The 16,812-nt window shown below is 49.3% G+C and carries 16 protein-coding genes and 1 other RNA gene; 6 read left to right on the top strand and 11 right to left on the bottom strand.

Features of this window, described 5'->3' with window-relative positions:
* Positions 1–6 precede the first annotated feature (6 nt).
* The 5 genes from CWI82_RS10885 to gcvT all read right to left on the bottom strand — a co-directional run bounded on the left by CWI82_RS10885 (position 7) and on the right by gcvT (position 5,850).
* Complete coding sequence (locus tag CWI82_RS10885; RefSeq protein WP_130203555.1) at positions 7–414, bottom strand: hypothetical protein; 408 nt, start codon at positions 412–414, stop codon at positions 7–9.
* 22 nt (positions 415–436) lie between these two features.
* Positions 437–1,255 carry an NERD domain-containing protein gene (locus CWI82_RS10880; protein WP_233340259.1) on the bottom strand — a complete coding sequence of 273 codons (819 nt, stop codon included), beginning with the start codon at positions 1,253–1,255 and terminating at the stop codon, positions 437–439.
* A 104-nt stretch (positions 1,256–1,359) separates the two neighbouring features.
* Positions 1,360–4,245 carry an aminomethyl-transferring glycine dehydrogenase gene (gene gcvP, locus CWI82_RS10875; protein ID WP_130203554.1) on the bottom strand — a complete coding sequence of 962 codons (2,886 nt, stop codon included), beginning with the start codon at positions 4,243–4,245 and terminating at the stop codon, positions 1,360–1,362.
* A gap of 94 nt (positions 4,246–4,339) precedes the next feature.
* Positions 4,340–4,729 carry a glycine cleavage system protein GcvH gene (gcvH, locus tag CWI82_RS10870; RefSeq protein WP_092858340.1) on the bottom strand — a complete coding sequence of 130 codons (390 nt, stop codon included), beginning with the start codon at positions 4,727–4,729 and terminating at the stop codon, positions 4,340–4,342.
* A 38-nt stretch (positions 4,730–4,767) separates the two neighbouring features.
* Positions 4,768–5,850, bottom strand: a complete 1,083-nt coding sequence (gene gcvT / locus CWI82_RS10865; RefSeq protein ID WP_130203553.1) for a glycine cleavage system aminomethyltransferase GcvT — start codon at positions 5,848–5,850, stop codon at positions 4,768–4,770.
* 184 nt (positions 5,851–6,034) lie between these two features.
* Between gcvT and CWI82_RS10860 the strand changes: the two genes are divergently transcribed.
* Positions 6,035–6,892 (top strand): LysR family transcriptional regulator, encoded by an 858-nt coding sequence (locus tag CWI82_RS10860; RefSeq protein ID WP_130203552.1) that lies wholly within the window; start codon positions 6,035–6,037, stop codon positions 6,890–6,892.
* Position 6,893: 1 nt separating this feature from the next.
* Here CWI82_RS10860 and CWI82_RS10855 read toward each other — a convergent pair whose 3' ends face one another.
* From CWI82_RS10855 to CWI82_RS10840, 4 genes are read right to left on the bottom strand one after another with little or no spacing between them, the layout of a single operon-like run.
* Positions 6,894–8,054: a UbiH/UbiF/VisC/COQ6 family ubiquinone biosynthesis hydroxylase gene (locus CWI82_RS10855; protein WP_130203551.1), complete on the bottom strand. Its 1,161-nt coding sequence runs from the start codon at positions 8,052–8,054 to the stop codon at positions 6,894–6,896.
* A complete protein-coding gene (gene ubiH / locus CWI82_RS10850) occupies positions 8,051–9,229 on the bottom strand; it encodes a 2-octaprenyl-6-methoxyphenyl hydroxylase (RefSeq protein ID WP_130203550.1) in 1,179 nt (392 codons plus the stop codon). The genes CWI82_RS10855 and ubiH overlap by 4 nt, the downstream gene beginning before the upstream one ends.
* Positions 9,214–10,536: a Xaa-Pro aminopeptidase gene (gene pepP / locus CWI82_RS10845; protein ID WP_130203549.1), complete on the bottom strand. Its 1,323-nt coding sequence runs from the start codon at positions 10,534–10,536 to the stop codon at positions 9,214–9,216. Before pepP ends, ubiH begins: the two co-directional genes overlap by 16 nt.
* Before the next feature lie 29 nt (positions 10,537–10,565).
* On the bottom strand, positions 10,566–11,153 hold the full coding sequence (locus CWI82_RS10840) for a UPF0149 family protein (protein ID WP_130203548.1): 588 nt from the start codon (positions 11,151–11,153) through the stop codon (positions 10,566–10,568).
* Between the two features lie 138 nt (positions 11,154–11,291).
* On the opposite strand from CWI82_RS10840, the gene CWI82_RS10835 reads away from it, so the two are divergent.
* Together CWI82_RS10835 and ssrS are read left to right on the top strand one after the other, a co-directional pair.
* Positions 11,292–11,597: a cell division protein ZapA gene (locus CWI82_RS10835; protein ID WP_092858354.1), complete on the top strand. Its 306-nt coding sequence runs from the start codon at positions 11,292–11,294 to the stop codon at positions 11,595–11,597.
* Positions 11,598–11,611: 14 nt separating this feature from the next.
* A non-coding RNA gene (ssrS, locus tag CWI82_RS10830) (6S RNA) lies at positions 11,612–11,795 on the top strand.
* Between the two features lie 117 nt (positions 11,796–11,912).
* Here ssrS and CWI82_RS10825 read toward each other — a convergent pair.
* Positions 11,913–13,472, bottom strand: coding sequence for an amidohydrolase family protein (locus CWI82_RS10825; RefSeq protein WP_130203547.1), 1,560 nt, complete (start codon positions 13,470–13,472; stop codon positions 11,913–11,915).
* 53 nt (positions 13,473–13,525) lie between these two features.
* Here CWI82_RS10825 and CWI82_RS10820 point away from each other — a divergent pair, with 53 nt between their 5' ends.
* Genes CWI82_RS10820 through serA form a run of 3 tightly spaced genes read left to right on the top strand, consistent with a single transcriptional unit; the run spans position 13,526 to position 16,077 of the window.
* Complete coding sequence (locus tag CWI82_RS10820) at positions 13,526–14,110, top strand: 5-formyltetrahydrofolate cyclo-ligase (protein ID WP_165383927.1); 585 nt, start codon at positions 13,526–13,528, stop codon at positions 14,108–14,110.
* Between the two features lie 45 nt (positions 14,111–14,155).
* A complete protein-coding gene (gene rpiA / locus CWI82_RS10815) occupies positions 14,156–14,818 on the top strand; it encodes a ribose-5-phosphate isomerase RpiA (RefSeq protein ID WP_130203545.1) in 663 nt (220 codons plus the stop codon).
* Positions 14,819–14,820: 2 nt separating this feature from the next.
* The gene (gene serA / locus CWI82_RS10810) at positions 14,821–16,077 is read left to right on the top strand and encodes a phosphoglycerate dehydrogenase (protein ID WP_130203544.1); all 1,257 of its coding nucleotides are present in this window, start codon (positions 14,821–14,823) and stop codon (positions 16,075–16,077) included.
* Between the two features lie 8 nt (positions 16,078–16,085).
* Here serA and phoU read toward each other — a convergent pair whose 3' ends face one another.
* On the bottom strand, positions 16,086–16,802 hold the full coding sequence (gene phoU / locus CWI82_RS10805; RefSeq protein WP_130203543.1) for a phosphate signaling complex protein PhoU: 717 nt from the start codon (positions 16,800–16,802) through the stop codon (positions 16,086–16,088).
* Positions 16,803–16,812 lie beyond the last annotated feature (10 nt).

Below are 16,812 nucleotides of genomic sequence, written 5' to 3'. Positions count from 1 at the left end.
AGAAACCTAAACCTTTACATCCATGAGGTGGAATGCCTTTAGAAAGCTCTTTTTGTTTTGCTCGAATATATTATGGTCTGGATGATTTATTGAGCGTTTATCTTCAAGAAATGCTGGTGCGACACAACCCCAGTTCGAATTTCTAGCGAAGTAGACAACACAATCGACATTACTTTCTTTCCATTGGTTCGAGACGTCGTGTTTGAGATCAGAAGCGGCGACTGTTTTAACTTGAATTCGATAGTAGTTTGGTCCATCAGAAATCAATAAATCAGTTTGATGTCCGTGATCTAAAATAGGTAAGAATACTTGCCATCCATCCTGCATTAGCCATGAAACCACCATGCTTTCAAATGATGTATTTTTTAGAGTTTGATGCGTACCTTTTTGCGTTTTCGTTAGTCGACGTGGCATTTCACTATCCTCTGTAAGCCTTTCAAGCGACCACACCTCGGCACTTAGGAAATGCCGAACATCCCCAGAACTGTCGCCCTTGATGTTCACCTCGTTTTACCAATCGCTTTACCATCTGTGCTCCACATTTTGGGCACTGAACGCCCTCATCAGCGGAATTTGATTTATTGGTCTTCTGCTCAATAATTTCTTTAACGTGCTGGCGATGCGCACGAGAAGTTTGAATTGAACGTGTTAGCGCATTTGATTCAATCTTATCCCGAATTACACGCACTTCCTCAGTGCTCAAGACAGGCATTTTCTTGGCTTGGATAAAATTAATATAACGTGCACCAAAGAAAACATTATCCGGCATTTGTGACTTAAATTGGCTATCACCGATAAATACAATCAGCGAGTAAATTTGTTCATCGGTTAGTTGCAGTATTTCTTTGAGTACTTGAGTATGTTTGTAGTTTTGATGCAACGGATTTTGAAAGTTATATTTATTCCGATAAATAACCTGAGTCCATGTCTTTTGCTTCTCAGAACCGAAAATCCAACCGCGGAAGTACTTCGTCTCGACAACAAATACGCCATAAATCGAGACAATAATATGATCAATTTGTGTGGTGCCGTCATCAGTAGGTAACGTCACATCTTTTATGAGGTGGTATTGGTCTTTATCTAAATGAATTTTCGCGGCAAGGTTCACTAAAAACTCACCGAGCTTTCCTTTGAACCACGATGTATTGAAGATTTTGATAACAACAAGCAGCAACGCCATAGCACCAAGATACTTAAACATATCGGTGTTTTGCTGAAACGCTGACAGCAGAATATCCATATTAATTTTCTCCATTTTCGTCTCGTGACTGGCTAATATATCGCCATAGAACCGCTAAGCAGTCAAACATAAAAAAAGGCGAGCTAAAAAGCTCGCCTTTTTCATCACATCAATACCAATTAACGATACGTATCAACCGCAGGGCAGCTACACATCAAATTCCGGTCGCCGTATACGTCATCAATACGGTTGACGCTTGGCCAGAACTTGTTGATTTTAACCGCAGCGACTGGGTATGCAGCCACTTCACGGCTGTATGGGCGTTCCCAGTTGGCGTCAACAATGTCTGCCAACGTGTGTGGTGCGTTGTGCAGTGGGTTGTTGTCTTCAGCCCACTCACCCGCTTCGACGCGCTTGGCTTCTTCACGAATGCTAATCATGGCTTCAATGAAGCGATCTAGCTCAGCTTTCGATTCCGACTCGGTTGGCTCAACCATTAACGTACCCGCTACTGGGAAGCTCATGGTTGGGCTGTGGAAGCCGTAGTCTTGTAAGCGTTTTGCCACGTCCATTTCGGTCACGCCACAAGCGTCTTTTAATGGGCGCAAATCGATAATACATTCGTGTGCAACGCGGTCGTTACGGCCTTTGTACAGAATTGGGTAGTGCTTGCTTAAGTGCTTCGCAATGTAGTTGGCGTTCATTATCGCCACTTCCGTTGCTTCGCGTAAGCCGCGTGAACCCATCATCACAATGTACATCCACGAAATTGGCAGAATGCTCGCGCTACCAAATGGTGCTGCTGAAACCGCACCGTTGTCGGCACCAGTACCGTCAATTTTCACCACGCTGTGGTTTGGCAAGAATGGCGCTAAGTGTTGTTTCACGCCAATTGGTCCCATACCTGGGCCGCCGCCACCGTGTGGAATACAGAAGGTTTTGTGCAAGTTTAAGTGCGATACGTCAGCGCCGATGTAGCCTGGTGAGGTGACACCCACTTGGGCGTTCATGTTGGCACCGTCAAGGTACACTTGGCCACCATGCGCGTGCACGATCTCACAAATTTCCTTAATGCCTTCTTCGTACACACCGTGAGTCGACGGGTACGTGACCATGATGCACGACAAATTGTCGCCGGCTTCGGCAGCTTTGGCTTTCAAGTCAGCCAAATCAACGTTACCGTTCTTGTCACAATCAACTACGACCACGTTCATGCTCATCATCTGTGCTGACGCTGGGTTAGTACCGTGTGCAGAACTTGGAATCAAGCAGATGTTACGGTGCGCATCGCCACGGCTTTGGTGATATTTCTGAATCGCTAACAAGCCGGCGTATTCGCCTTGTGCACCTGAGTTTGGTTGCATTGACATCACGTCGTAACCGGTGATGTCCACCAGCCACTCTGACAAGGTGCTGAGTAGTTCAGCGTAGCCTTGTGCTTGGTCTGCTGGGCAGAACGGGTGCAATTGACCGAACTCTGGCCAAGTCACTGGAATCATTTCAGCGGTGGCGTTGAGTTTCATGGTACATGAGCCCAACGAGATCATGCTGTGGTTCAACGACAAGTCTTTGTTTTCTAGCTGCTTGATGTAACGCAGCATTTCGGTTTCTGAGTGATAGCTGTTGAACACTGGGTGTTCCAAAATCGCGCTTTCACGGCGCAATGCAGCTGGAATTGATTCAACCTCGCCTGATGCAGCGCGTGAATCCAGTACGTCGATTTCTAAGCCGTGGTCGTCACCGAAAATTGCAGCGAACAACGCATCAACGTCGTGGCGAGTTTTGGCTTCGTCTAAGCTCACACCGAATTGGCCGTTACCATCAACGCGCAGGTTTAGCTCAAGCTTGTCAGCGCGCGCTAATACGTCAGAAGTGTCACGTTCAAGTTGGAAGGTTAAGGTATCGAACCAATGGTTGTTCAATACTTTAACGCCTTTCTCTTTCAAGCCAAGCGCAACGATATCGGTCAGGCGGTTAATGCGCGACGCGATGGTTTTCAGACCCTGTGGGCCATGGTATACCGCGTAGAACGATGCCATGTTGGCAAGTAATACCTGCGCGGTACAGATGTTTGAGTTGGCTTTTTCACGGCGAATGTGCTGCTCGCGCGTTTGCATTGCCATACGCAATGCTTGGTTGCCGCGGGTGTCTTTTGACACGCCAATAATACGGCCTGGCAGTGAACGCTTGTACTTGTCGCGGGTTGCGAAGAAAGCAGCGTGTGGACCGCCGTAGCCCATTGGTACACCGAAGCGCTGGGCTGAACCGAAGACCATGTCAGCGCCCATTTCGCCTGGCGATTTCAACAACACTAAGCTCATGATATCCGCAGCTACTGCAACGATACCTTTGTTGGCTTGAATGTCGGCAATCAGTTTTTCGATGTTGTGGATTTCACCGTTGCGATCTGGGTATTGCAACAAGGCACCGAATACATCGTGATTGTCCGCTTCACGCGCTGGCCCAACAATTACGTCAAAGCCAAACTGCTCGGCGCGCGTTTTCACTACGTCGATCGTTTGTGGGTAGACGTTGTCAGCCACGTAGTAAGTATTTGATTTGCTCTTGCTCACGCGCTTCGACATGGCCATCGCTTCAGCTGCGGCAGTTGCTTCGTCTAACAACGACGCGCTCGCAAGCTCAAGACCAGTTAAGTCCATGGTCATTTGTTGGAAGTTCAGAATCGCTTCCAAACGACCTTGCGCGATCTCTGGCTGATATGGCGTGTAAGCGGTGTACCAACCTGGATTTTCCAGCACGTTACGCAAAATAACGTTCGGGACTAGGGTGTCGTAGTAACCCATACCGATAAATGACTTATACACTTTGTTTTTGCTCGCGATACCTTTGAGCTTAGCCAACGCTTCGCGCTCGTTCATTGGTTCGCCAATAGACAAAAATGGGTCGCGACGAATCGCGCCAGGAACGGTGTCGCGCGTTAGCTCTTCAAGGGTGTTCACACCCAATTCAGCTAACATAGCTTTGGTTTCATCAGCGCTTGGGCCAATGTGGCGCGCAATGAATTCACCGTGATTTTCTAACTGTTTCAGTGTAGTAGTCGTCATTTACTTCAGGTCCCCTAGCTTCCGGGTGGATACAAGACATTTGAAACACAAAACCCCGGTGCGAGTGACCGGGGCTTAGCAACAAAACGAGCTGTTATTCTTCGTCGATAACTGCTTGATAACCTTCAGCATCAAGCAAGCTTTCAACTTCACTTGGGTCTTCGGCTTTAATTTTAAACAACCAGCCGTCACCAAATGGGTCATTGTTTACAGTTTCTGGTGCGTCTTCTAAGTCTTCGTTGACTTCAACAATTTCACCAGCAATTGGTGCGTAGATGTCAGACGCTGCTTTTACCGATTCACACACGGCTACGTCATCACCTGCGGCTACGTTGGCGCCAACTTCTGGCAACTCAACGAATACCATGTCGCCCAACAAATCTTGTGCGTGCTCAGTAATGCCTACCGTAAAAATGCCGTCACCTTCGTTGCGCACCCATTCATGCGTTGATGCGTACTTAAGTTCCTTTGGGATAGTGCTCATGTTCTGTTCCTCGTAATCTCATTCTAAAAAGTGATTGCTTAGGCAAGTACTGATTTGCCTTGACGCACGAAGCTTGGTTTGACCACGCTTACTGTAACTAATTTCTTGCGAATTTCCACCTCTGCAGTATCACCCACAGATGCTGGCACGCGTGCCATGGCAATAGAGAAGCCCAGCGTTGGTGAGAACGTACCTGAGGTGATCTCGCCTTCACCGCCTTCTACGATAACTTTTTGGCCGTGGCGCAATACGCCTTTGTCTTTCATGACCAAGCCAACAAGCTTCGCATGGCCAGCAGCTTTTTGCTGCTCAAGGGCTTCGCGACCGATGAATTTGCGATCTGCAGGCTCAAACGCCACGCTCCAACCCATGTTCGATTCAAGTGGTGTCACTGATTCGTCCATGTCTTGGCCGTACAAGTTCATGCCGGCTTCTAAGCGCAGAGTATCACGAGCGCCCAAACCACATGGCTGCACGCCAACATTTAAGAGGTCGTCCCAAAGTTTCTCAACTTTGTCGCCTGGTACAACGATTTCGTAGCCTTTTTCGCCGGTGTAGCCCGTTGTAGCGATGAAGTAATCGCCCACTTGCTCAGACATAAACGGCTTCATACCCGCAACCGGGGCAAATGCGTCATCGCCTAGCACCAATTTCAGCTTTTCTTCGGCTTTTGGACCTTGCAAGGCGACCATGCCAAGGCTTGGTTGTTCGGTAATTGTGACTTTGAAGTCACTCGCAACGCTGTGAATCCATGCCATGTCGCGCTCACGCGTCGCTGAGTTCACCACTAAGCGATACGATTCGTCAGTGAAGAAATATACGATCAGGTCATCAATCACGCCGCCCTTTTCATTCAGCATGCCGCTGTAAAGCGCTTTGCCAGGAACAGTTAACTTAGCGACGTCGTTGGCTAATAGGTAACGTAAGAAAGCTTTGGCGTCGATGCCTGCAACATCAACGATGGTCATGTGCGATACATCAAACACACCTGAATCATTACGCACAGCATTGTGCTCTTCAATCTGTGAGCCGTAGTTCAGCGGCATGTCCCAGCCGTGGAAGTCCACCATTTTCGCGCCAGCTTTTACGTGCGCGTCATACAAAGGAGTGCGATTTGCCATGACCTAGTTATCCTTTTTTGTTGTCGAGATGCGAGTTTGCTCACATTCAAAAAATTACGCGAATTATAGAACTCAAAGCGCCTTGCAACAAATGAATATTACTTATACATTTATAAAAATATTAAATACGAATTTATAATGTATTAAATTAAATTATGAATTCGGTGATTTACAGGAGCTCAAGATGCAACATTTACCCTTGGAAGCCTTACGCGCTTTCGTCAGCATTTATGAGCTTCAGAGCTACACTGCTGCTGCACAGCAACTAAACCGTTCACAACCGGCCATTAGTCTACAGTTACGTCGCCTCGAAGAGTTACTCGATACCTCACTGCTGACACGCAGTGGCGGGCGTATTCATTTAACACCGAGCGGTACTGAGTTGCTCGAACAAGCGCGAACGTTGTTGGGCTTGAACGATCAAATTATTGCGCGCTTCACCGAGCCTGCCGTATCTGGACAAGTTCGCCTTGGGATTCCCAGTGAGTTTGCGAGTAAATTATTACCGCAGGTTCTCGGCCAATTTGCGCATGCGTATCCGAACGTATCGCTTTCAGTGACATCGGCGCTTAGCAAAGACTTGTTGAAAGACGAGCAAGCGCATTTTGATTTGGTGATTGCGCTCAAAGAGCCAGATAAGCGGATTACCCGCCCCGGTTTAGTCATTCTCAAACAAGAGCCTCTCGTATGGGTTGGTGCAACAGCGGAGTTGAGCTATCTACAAGAAGATTTGTCGCTGGTGGTCGCACCTGAGGGCTGTATTTACCGCCGCCGCGCATTAGGTGCTTTACGGCAGGCGAATATTCCTGCGCGCATCAGTTATACGAATGCGGACTTTTCAGGGTTAACCGCCGCGATAGAAAGTGGGCTTGGTTTGACGGTTCTGGCACAAAGCACCGTACCCGATAACTTGTCGCGCCAGCAGCGTATTGGTCAAATTACGTTGCCCGAACTTGGTGAAGTCAGCGTGGCGATGTGGCAAGCCGATACCACCAATCAGGCGGCGCGGCAGTTAGCGCAGTTTATTCAGGAACGTATTTAGCTTATTCGCCCAGCGCGGCTTTAATCAATTGGCGTTTTAATGGCTGAATGCTGTTGGCAGCTTTAAAGCCAATGCCACGCACCAGTTTTGCCAGTGGATTCGCGGTGCCAAAACCACGTTTGAAAGCTTCCATGGCGCCAATCATCGTTACCGCCGCGGCCTTACGCTTGCGCTCCCACGCACGCAACTCGCGGTGATTCGGGTTAGCGGCAAACACCGGCAGCAAATCAACCACGTCGCCGAAGCCAAGGTTTGCCCCCTGCCCAGCTAGCGGATGAATGCTGTGCGCAGCATCACCAATCAGTATGAGACGTTGCTCTAGCCAACGCTGAGCGTATTGCATGCGCAGCGGAAAACCGGCTCGTACCGAATCTAATTCCAATTTACCGAGACACTGATCACTGGCTGCCTGCAGTTGGTTCATAAAAGCGTGTTCATCCAGCGCTAATAATTGCTGCGCCTTTTCGGTATCCGCTGACCATACCAACGATACCAAATGCGCATCGTTCAGCGGTAGCCACGCAATCGGTCCGGTTGGCAAAAACACTTGGCGGGCAATGCCATCGTGGAGCTTTTCGGTTTTAATCACCGCCACAATGCCAGTTTGTTCGTAATCCCAAAAGCTTAGCGGAAGCTTGGCGCGTTCACGGGTAGGTGAACGGTTGCCATCTGCAGCAATCAGATAATCCGCTTGCAATTGTTGCTGTGACCGCAGTTTCACGGTGACTTGGCTCTCGGTAACCTGATGCTCGACCACTTCGTCGTCGGCAATAATCTGCACGCCTTGTGCAATGGCGGCGTCCCACAAGGCTTGCTCAAGCACTTTGTTTTCAACAATAGCGCCCAAATCATCAGCACCCACTTCAGCAGCTTTAAATTCAATTTCTCCGAAGCTGTCATGATCCCACACCTGCATACCGGTATACGGGCCCAGACGCTGTTGCGGTAATTGTTGCCACACGCCCAATTCACACAATAACTTGCGGCTGTGGTGCGCTAAAGCGCTGACTCGTAGCTCAGGTGACTCGCTATATTCTGGGCGCCCACTGCGCTCGATGACAAACAAACGATGCCCTTGTAACCGCAGACCCAACGCGGCGCTGAGGCCAATCATGCCGCCGCCGACAATCACAATTGTTTGCGCTTTAAATGGTCCACTCATGCGTTACGAAACCCCATGGTTTGACGTGCGAAAAGATGACGTATGGGTGGTAGGTTATCTAACCCAAACAACGCTAGATTACGACCAATGAGAAGCGGTACATATTGATTTGAGAACCCACGCACCAAGCTATCCGTTAGCCCAATAATGCGCTGATAGTCACTTTGGCGCTGCTGGTTATACTCGCTTAATAGGCGGTAACTGCCTGGGTCATCTGCCACAATCAACAACGCACTCAATTCAATCGCATCACGCACGCCGAGGTTAAAACCTTGGCCGGCAATCGGGTGCAATGTATGCGAAGCGTTGCCGATGATCACGCTTCGGTGGCAAATGTTGGATTCAGCTAAATGCAATTGCAAGGGATATTGCACCCGGTCTCGCACCGCAGTAAAACGCCCGGCGCGATACCCAAATGCACGCTGACATGCTACTAAGAATTCGGCGTTTGAGAGTTGCATGGTTTGCTCGGCTTGCTCAGGGCTTAAGCTCCACACCAGCGAGGCTTGTTGATCGGGTAATGGCAACAACGCGATTGGTCCGGTGTCAGTGAAGCGCTCATAGGCCCAACCACCGAGATCATCGGATAGCCTTAAAGTCGCAATAATCCCCACTTGCTGATAGTCAGTGTGCTTCATAACAATGCCGGCGTCTTCGCGCACTTGCGAGCGTTGTCCGTCGGCACCAATCAGTAACTGCGTGGTTAATTCGGTGGCGCTATCATGCTGTTTAAAATGAACGGTAACAGCGTCACGCGTGCGTTCGGCATGCTCAAACCACGCACCACCAAGCCACTCGATGTTTGCCTGTTGTAAACAGGCGTCATACAGCGCCCGATTTAATAGTGCTGCGGATATCACTTGTCCCATTGCGGCAACGCCATGCTGAGTAGCATGCAAACGGGTCATACCCAGATGTCCGCGATCACTGACATGAATATGTTCAATTGGGCTGGCTTCGGTAGCTAGATTCTGCCACACGCCAATTTGTTCCAGCAGGGCAACTGTCGCCGCCGCTAACGCAATGGTGCGTTTGTCTTGCGCAGGCCCTTGAGCCTGCGGTTCTAATACCGCAATCCGCCAATCCGGCCGACCGCGCGCCAATAATAATGCGGTGAGCGCGCCGACTAGCCCGCCCCCAGCAATGGCGATTGGATAGTTTACTGTGCCATCCATGCTTCAATCTCTGCCACGGTTTTCGGAACAGCGCTGGTCATGTTTTCATGGCCATCTTCGGTAATAATCACATCATCTTCAATACGAATACCAATACCGTGCCATCTCTCATCCACATTCGGCATGCCTTGTGGAATATAAATTCCTGGTTCGATGGTTAGCACCATACCTGGCTCGAACTTACGCTTTTTGCCTTCTTGGGTGTACGTGCCCACATCGTGCACGTCTAAGCCAAGCCAATGTCCTAAACCGTGAATCATAAATGGGCGGAAGGCTTCATCAGCAACCAGCTTGCTCAGGTTGCCTTTTAAGATTCCCAGCGCATGCAAACCTTCGGTTAGTGCTTTACCTGCAGCTTTCATGGCGGTGGGTAAATTACTGCCGGGCTTCAAGGTCGCCAATGCAGCTTCTTGAGCCGCGAGCACCACATTGTAGAGCTCTTTTTGCGGCTCAGAAAAGCGCCCATTCACGGGGAATGTGCGCGTGATATCACCGGCGAAGCCTTGATACTCAGCGCCTGCGTCAATCAACAGCAAATCGCCGTCGCGGAGCTCTGATTCATTTTCGGTGTAGTGCAAAATGCAGGCGTTTTCGCCACTGCCACAAATGGTGCCGTAAGCTGGGGACAGCGCGCCATGCATCGCAAATTCATGATGAATTTCAGCGGCGACCTGATATTCGAACTTACCTGGCTTCGCAAATAACATGGCTCGCTTGTGCGCTAACACGCTGATTCGTGCAGCTTCGCGCATTAAGTCCAGCTCTGCGTTACTTTTAATAATGCGCATATCGGCCAACCACGGATTGATATCCACCCAAGCTTGTGGTGCCTGATGACCTTGCTTCGATGACGCCCGCAATTCATCCGCAATGCTATATAACTGAGCAGCTAAATCAGGCTTATCATGTGAATGATAAACCTGCTCGACTCCATCGAGTAAGGCATACAAATGGTCGTCGACATCGTCAATGCTGGCAGCAAAGTCAACACCTAGCTTTTCGACAGCTCGGTCAACGCCTAAACGACGCCCGTGCCACACTTCTTCTTGCGGACTAGTTGGCTGGCAATAGAGTTGTACCGGCATATCAGCATGGGGTGCCAACACCAATAACGCGTTCGGCTCGTTGAATCCGGTCAAATAAAAGAAATCACTGTCTTGTCGAAATGGAAATTCGGTATCACGGCTGCGCGTTTGCAATTGGGCACTTGGAATAACGGCGACAGCATGCGCGGATACTTTTTTGAGGCGCGCCAACAGGTGCGCGCGGCGCTTTTGGTACTCTTCAATAGCAATAGCGTGAGACATGTGAACCTACAGCAGATTAAGGTGATGAATTAATGCAATACTTTGTTGGTTGTGCAACTTGCGCCGACCTTTCGGCCCAGCTCGTTGAAGCATAACATAGCGGAGATTCGCAAATACTCGACGACCTCAAAGTATGCGCGTTCGCCTTCTTCGTCTTCATCAACGGCAAAATCTAGCTTAGCAATTTCAACCATATCGTCGATGACTTCGCGGACATCGTCTGAGAGCCCCGTCAGGTTAGTTTGATTGACACCGAAACCAACGAGAAAGGATTGCACCCAATTAATCATACTGGTTAAACGTTCCAACAATGATTCATGATCACTTGGCAGTAATAAATTAAAACCGAGGTCGGGATCGCGCATGCTGGCACAAATGTCGTTGGCCATTTCGATCATGCGTTCGCGCACCGCGGGTTTAAATGACTGTCCTTCATGAATTAAATCACTTAATAGCAATAACCAGTCATCACCCTCAATACTTGCACCACCCGCTATCATGCCGGTGAGAATGCCGTGTACTTCGGCGGCGTTGGATAAAATTCCGTTTTGTTCAAAAAATTCTGATAAACGGTCGTAACTCAATGGGTTAGCTGAACTGCTACCTAAGTCTGACATAAGCGTTGTACTCTTTACGTTCTTTACGCACATCCTACCATTGCAAAGCTGTTCAGGCTAGCTGACAAAGCCCCGTAGGACGTGCCATAATATGGTTAGTTCTAAACATAAGAATAGTACAAGCACAGAGGAAGCGGCATGAGTCAACGCGCCATGGACATAAGATTGATGGAACGTCACTACAAAGTGAATTGCCCACCGGGGCAAGAGGTTGCTTTGCAGCAGGCTGCTGATCGCTTGAATAATAAGCTAGAAACGATTCGTACCAACACCAAGTTGTCGAATCCCGAGCAAATTGCAGTGATGGCCGGGTTGAATTTGTGCCATGAATTTGCCCAAGACGAGAAGCGTCAGCAACAACGCATCGCTGATCTCGAAGAAAAATTGAAACTACTGCAAGAAACCCTCGAACAAGTCATGGCAGAACAACGCCCCGGACGTTAAAATAGTCAGATTATGACTGCCTGGGATGTGCGCCAGCACGCCGATGTCCCTGAGCCGATGCTAGCAGTAAAGGGGCTCACTGGGCGGCTATTGAGCAAGCTCGACTAGTATCGAGAAGCCTGCGGCCGTTTCAATTGCGCCCCGCCTTGAACCAGTGGGTTCAAGGGCCAAGGCACGCAGCGGCATTCCGGGTAGTCACCCTTTCAAAAAACGTTATTCGTTATTCGTGCGCTCACTTCGTTCGCTGTTAGTACGTTCGCTACGCTCACTATTCGAACAGCGAAGCGGACGAACAGCGAAGCGCACGAAACACGATTAACGCTTTTGCTTTTCGCTTTTCACTATTTCGCGGACGTCGGCGAGGAGTTGTTGGGCGTCGTAGACAATGCCATCTTTGATGGTGTAGCGGATGCCTTTGGTGCGCATCGGCTGATTATTGTCGTCAAGCCTATAATGACCTGTGCCGTATAACACTTTGAAATTGGCCAAAGGATTTTCGTCGACGATGATCATGTCGGCCTTTTTGCCGGGCACTACGCTACCAATTTGGTCATCGAGACCAAGCGCTTCAGCGCCATTTAACGTTGCTGATTGAATCACTTCCAATGCGTTAAAGCCGGCTTCACGCAATAATTCCAGCTCGCGAATATAGGCAAAGCCATAAATTTTGTAGATATAACCCGCATCAGAACCTGTGGTGACACGGCCGCCATGATTTTTAAAGTCGTTTAAGAACGTCATCCATAACTGATAGTTTTTACGCCACGCGACTTCTTCATCGGTGGTCCAATCAAACCAATATGACCCATGGGCATAGCGGCTTGGGGTGAAAAAATCCCAAAGTTGCGGCAAGGTGTATTCTTCGTGCCAAATCGCGCGGCGTTCACGCATCAGGTCACGACTTGCTTCATAAATCGTCAACGTTGGGTTGATTGTAAAATCCAATGCAATCAGTTCATCGCGTACTTTATTCCACTGCTCCGAACCCGGCTCAGCAGCTTGCGCCCAAAGCCGCCCAGCTTCGCGGAAGCGGTCTTGCTCGTTGTTGTAGTTGTAATCGGCGGGATAATTCTGAATCCGCTGACCGGTAAATAACGCTTCTGGTAAACCGTACCAGTGCTCCATACTACCAAGACCTAAACGCGCCGAATCAATCACGCTGGTACGCACGACATTCAGCTGCGCATGGTGCATCATGGTGCCAAGGTTTTGCTTTTTCGCTTCATCTAACGCTGCCGCCATAACTTTTGGCGTGGCGCCAAAAAACTTGATACCCGAAGCGCCTTGACGTTTGATTTTACGCACCCAATCACGGGCTTGCTCACCGTTGAAGATGGGATCTTCAGCCCCCATACCAAATCCTGCATAAGGAATAATGCGCGGTCCAACGATATCATTTTCTTCGGCTTTTTCTTGGTGCCATTTCGTCCAATCAAGGCCATTGAAGCTGCCCGGTTCGCGTACCGTGGTGATGCCGTGTGCCAGCCAAAGTTTCAGGACATACTCAGCCGGAATACCTTCGGCCGACCCACCAATATGGCCGTGCATTTCAACAAAGCCTGGCAACACGTACTTGCCATGTGCATCAATTTCTTGATCGTTCGGACCTGCCAGTGGGCGACGATCATCTTTAATCGGTACGCCCGGATAGCCAACACTCACCACGTTCACGATGCGGTCATCTTCAATCACGATATCCACAGGCCCCTGCGGCGGCGCACCTTCACCGTTAATTAACGTAGCGCCGCGAATGATTAAGCGATCATATGGGCCCGCCCCTTGGTCGCCGCGCTCTGGCGCTTTTGGCGGTGCTGCTTGCGCTGCCGTACTGATGGCCAGCGACAGGGTTAACATACTTAGAAATTGGCGTATCATGGAAAGCACTCACTATTATTTTAATTATGTTGTTCAGCAAGGATATCAGCGCCGTGACCCAACAGCAATTACGCCGCCAACTACTCGACGCACGCGCGAGTCTTTCTAACGCAGCTAGAGATGATGCGGCGTTGCAAGTCGGTGAACACTTACTGCAATTGCCGGAACTGCAGCAACCGTGCCACATTGGCAGTTATTTTAGCGTGAAAGCTGAGTTACCCACCCATGCCATTAACCAGCGGCTTATGGCACATGAACATCAGTTGTCGTTGCCGATTTTGCATCCGTTTCGCGCTTGGCATTTGCTGTTTATACAGCTCAACCAGACCACCCAATGGACACATAACCGTTTTGGTATCCCTGAGCCGGAACTCGACGTGCGTCATGTGACTCCACTCGACCAGTTGAATGTGCTACTGGTACCGTTAGTCGGGTTTGACGCCACAGGCAACCGCATGGGCATGGGCGGTGGCTTTTATGATCGTACCTTAAGTGCTTGGCGACAGGGTAAAATCAATGTGCTGCCAATTGGGCTGGCACTGGATTGCCAATATGTTCACGAATTACCAGTACAGCCATGGGACGTGCCGCTTTCGATGGTCATTACCCCCTCGAAAGTGTGGGATTTCCGAGGCTAAAACTGTATACTAAACCGCCATAGACAACTGACTATGGATTCCGCCATGACCACCTCGCAAGATGATCTAAAAAAGCAAGCTGCTGAAGCCGCACTGAAGTACGTCCAACCCAATTCAATTATCGGCGTGGGTACCGGCTCTACCGTTAATTTTTTCATTGATGCGCTGGCAACCATGAAAAATGATATTGAGGCGGCGGTATCGAGTTCAGAAGCATCCACCGAGCGTTTGAAAGCCCACGGCATTGAAGTGGTTGAGCTTAATAACGTAGCTGACTTGCCGGTGTACATTGATGGGGCTGATGAAATTGACGAGCACATGCGCATGGTCAAAGGCGGTGGCGGTGCATTAACCCGCGAAAAAATTATTGCCGCAGTCGCTGACAAATTTGTTTGTATTGCCGACCAAAGCAAAGTGGTTGGCCGCTTGGGTCGCTTCCCTATCCCGGTTGAAGTGATTCCGATGGCGCGCTCCTATGTGGCTCGCGAAATCGTCAAACTTGGCGGTGACCCAGTGTGGCGTCAAGGTTTTGTGACCGACAACGGCAATGTCATTCTGGACATTCACAACTTTGATATCTTAAACCCTGTTCAACTTGAGCAACAATTGAATAGTATTGTAGGTGTGGTCACTAACGGCCTATTCGCCAAGCGCGGCGCCAATATCGCGATTATCGCAAGCCCTGACGGTTTGCAATTCATGGAGTAACTATGAACACCCCAGCAGCACCACAGGTATCTCTGGCCAAAGAACGCATTCAAATTCTGTTACTTGAAGGTGTGCATGACAGCGCGGTCGAGGTGCTTAAACAGCATGGCTACAGCAATATCAAAACGCTGAAAACGTCACTGAATGAAGACGAGCTGTGTGAAGCAATTAAAGATGTGCACTTTATTGGCATTCGTTCACGCACTCAACTAACTGCTAAAGTCTTTGCAAAAGCCGAGAAGCTTGCTGCTGTAGGCTGTTTTTGTATTGGTACCAATCAGGTTGACCTCGAAGCCGCGCGCGATAACGGCGTGGTCGTTTTCAATGCACCATTTTCGAATACTCGAAGCGTTGCTGAGCTAGTGCTAGCGGAAATCATTATGTTGCTGCGCCGAATTCCAGAGAAAAACGCGGCGGCGCATCGCGGTGGTTGGGACAAAGCCGCCAAAGGTTCATTTGAAGTGCGCGGTAAAGTGCTTGGCATTGTTGGTTATGGCCACATTGGCACACAGCTGGGTATTTTGGCAGAGCAGCTGGGTATGCAGGTTCGCTATTACGATATCGAAACAAAATTATCGCTCGGTAACGCCTTACAGGTGAGCAGTCTAAATGAACTGTTGAAGCAAGCCGATGTGGTGACGTTGCACGTGCCAGAAACACCACAAACGCAATGGATGATTGGCGCTCAAGAGTTAGCCCAGATGAAACCAGGTGCGGTATTTATTAACGCTTCTCGCGGCACCGTGGTGAAAATCAATGCCTTGGCAGATTCGTTAAAATCAGGACATTTAGCCGGCGCGGCGATTGACGTATTCCCGGTTGAACCGAAAGGTAACGATGAGCAGTTTGAATCGCCATTACGTGGTTTAGATAACTGTATTTTGACCCCACACATTGGTGGCTCAACGCAAGAAGCACAAGAAAACATTGGCATTGAGGTGGTGGGTAAATTAGTGCGTTATTCCGATAACGGCTCGACTTTATCAGCAGTGAATTTCCCTGAGGTGGCATTGCCTGCACATGAAGGCTCGCGCCGCTTGCTACACATTCACCACAACCGCCCTGGTATGCTAACCCGCATTAACCAATTATTGGCCGAGCAAAATATCAACGTTTCGGGTCAGTATCTGCAAACCGATAGCAAAGTCGGTTATGTAGTGATTGATATAGAAACGCCGCCGAAAAGCACCATTGCCGATGATTTACTGGTAGCAATGCGTGATATCGACGGCACTATCAAAGCGCGCGTGCTGTATTAATTACAGCGTTAACGCGCGCCTTTTACCGTTTGCTCCATCGATTCAGGAGAAACGTGTCGTACGTCTTTACCTTTCACGAAGAAAATAATGTACTCGGCGATATTCTGACAACGGTCGCCGATACGTTCCAATGAACGTGCTGACCACAATACATTCATGACTTTTGGAATCCCGCGCGGATCTTCCATCATGTAGGTCATCAGCTGACGTGTCAGCGCCTCGTATTGACGGTCGGCTTGCGCATCCATTTGGTGCACTTCAAACGCCGCGTCCAAATCCATACGTGCAAATGCATCCAATACACCATGCAACATTGCTAATACTTGCTGGCCGAGATTTTCTAGGCTGACCAAGAATTGCTGTTGGTCGTTGTTGAAGCTCTCGAGTGCAACCCGCGCAATACGTTCTGCCTCATCGCCGATACGCTCAAGATCAGAAATCGTCTTGAAAATCGCGATGATTAAGCGCAAGTCACTTGCCGCTGGCTGACGTTTTGCAATGATTTGCACACACGCTTCATCAATTTGAACTTCCAACGCATTAATTTTGTAGTCACGCTGCAAAATTTGCTCAGCCAGTTCGTGGTCTGACTTTTCAATGGCATGCAGCGAGTCACGCAATTGCTGCTCAACCAAGCCGCCCATATTCAATACTTGGTTACGGACTGCTTCAAGCTCTTCGTTAAATTTTCCGGAAATATGCCGGCTCATATTGAGTTTATCCATTGCCTGCGCT

Origin of the sequence: Pseudidiomarina tainanensis, assembly GCF_004214835.1 — a bacterium.
Lineage (GTDB): Bacteria > Pseudomonadota > Gammaproteobacteria > Enterobacterales > Alteromonadaceae > Pseudidiomarina > Pseudidiomarina tainanensis.
This window is presented reverse-complemented; position numbering and strand designations above follow the sequence as displayed.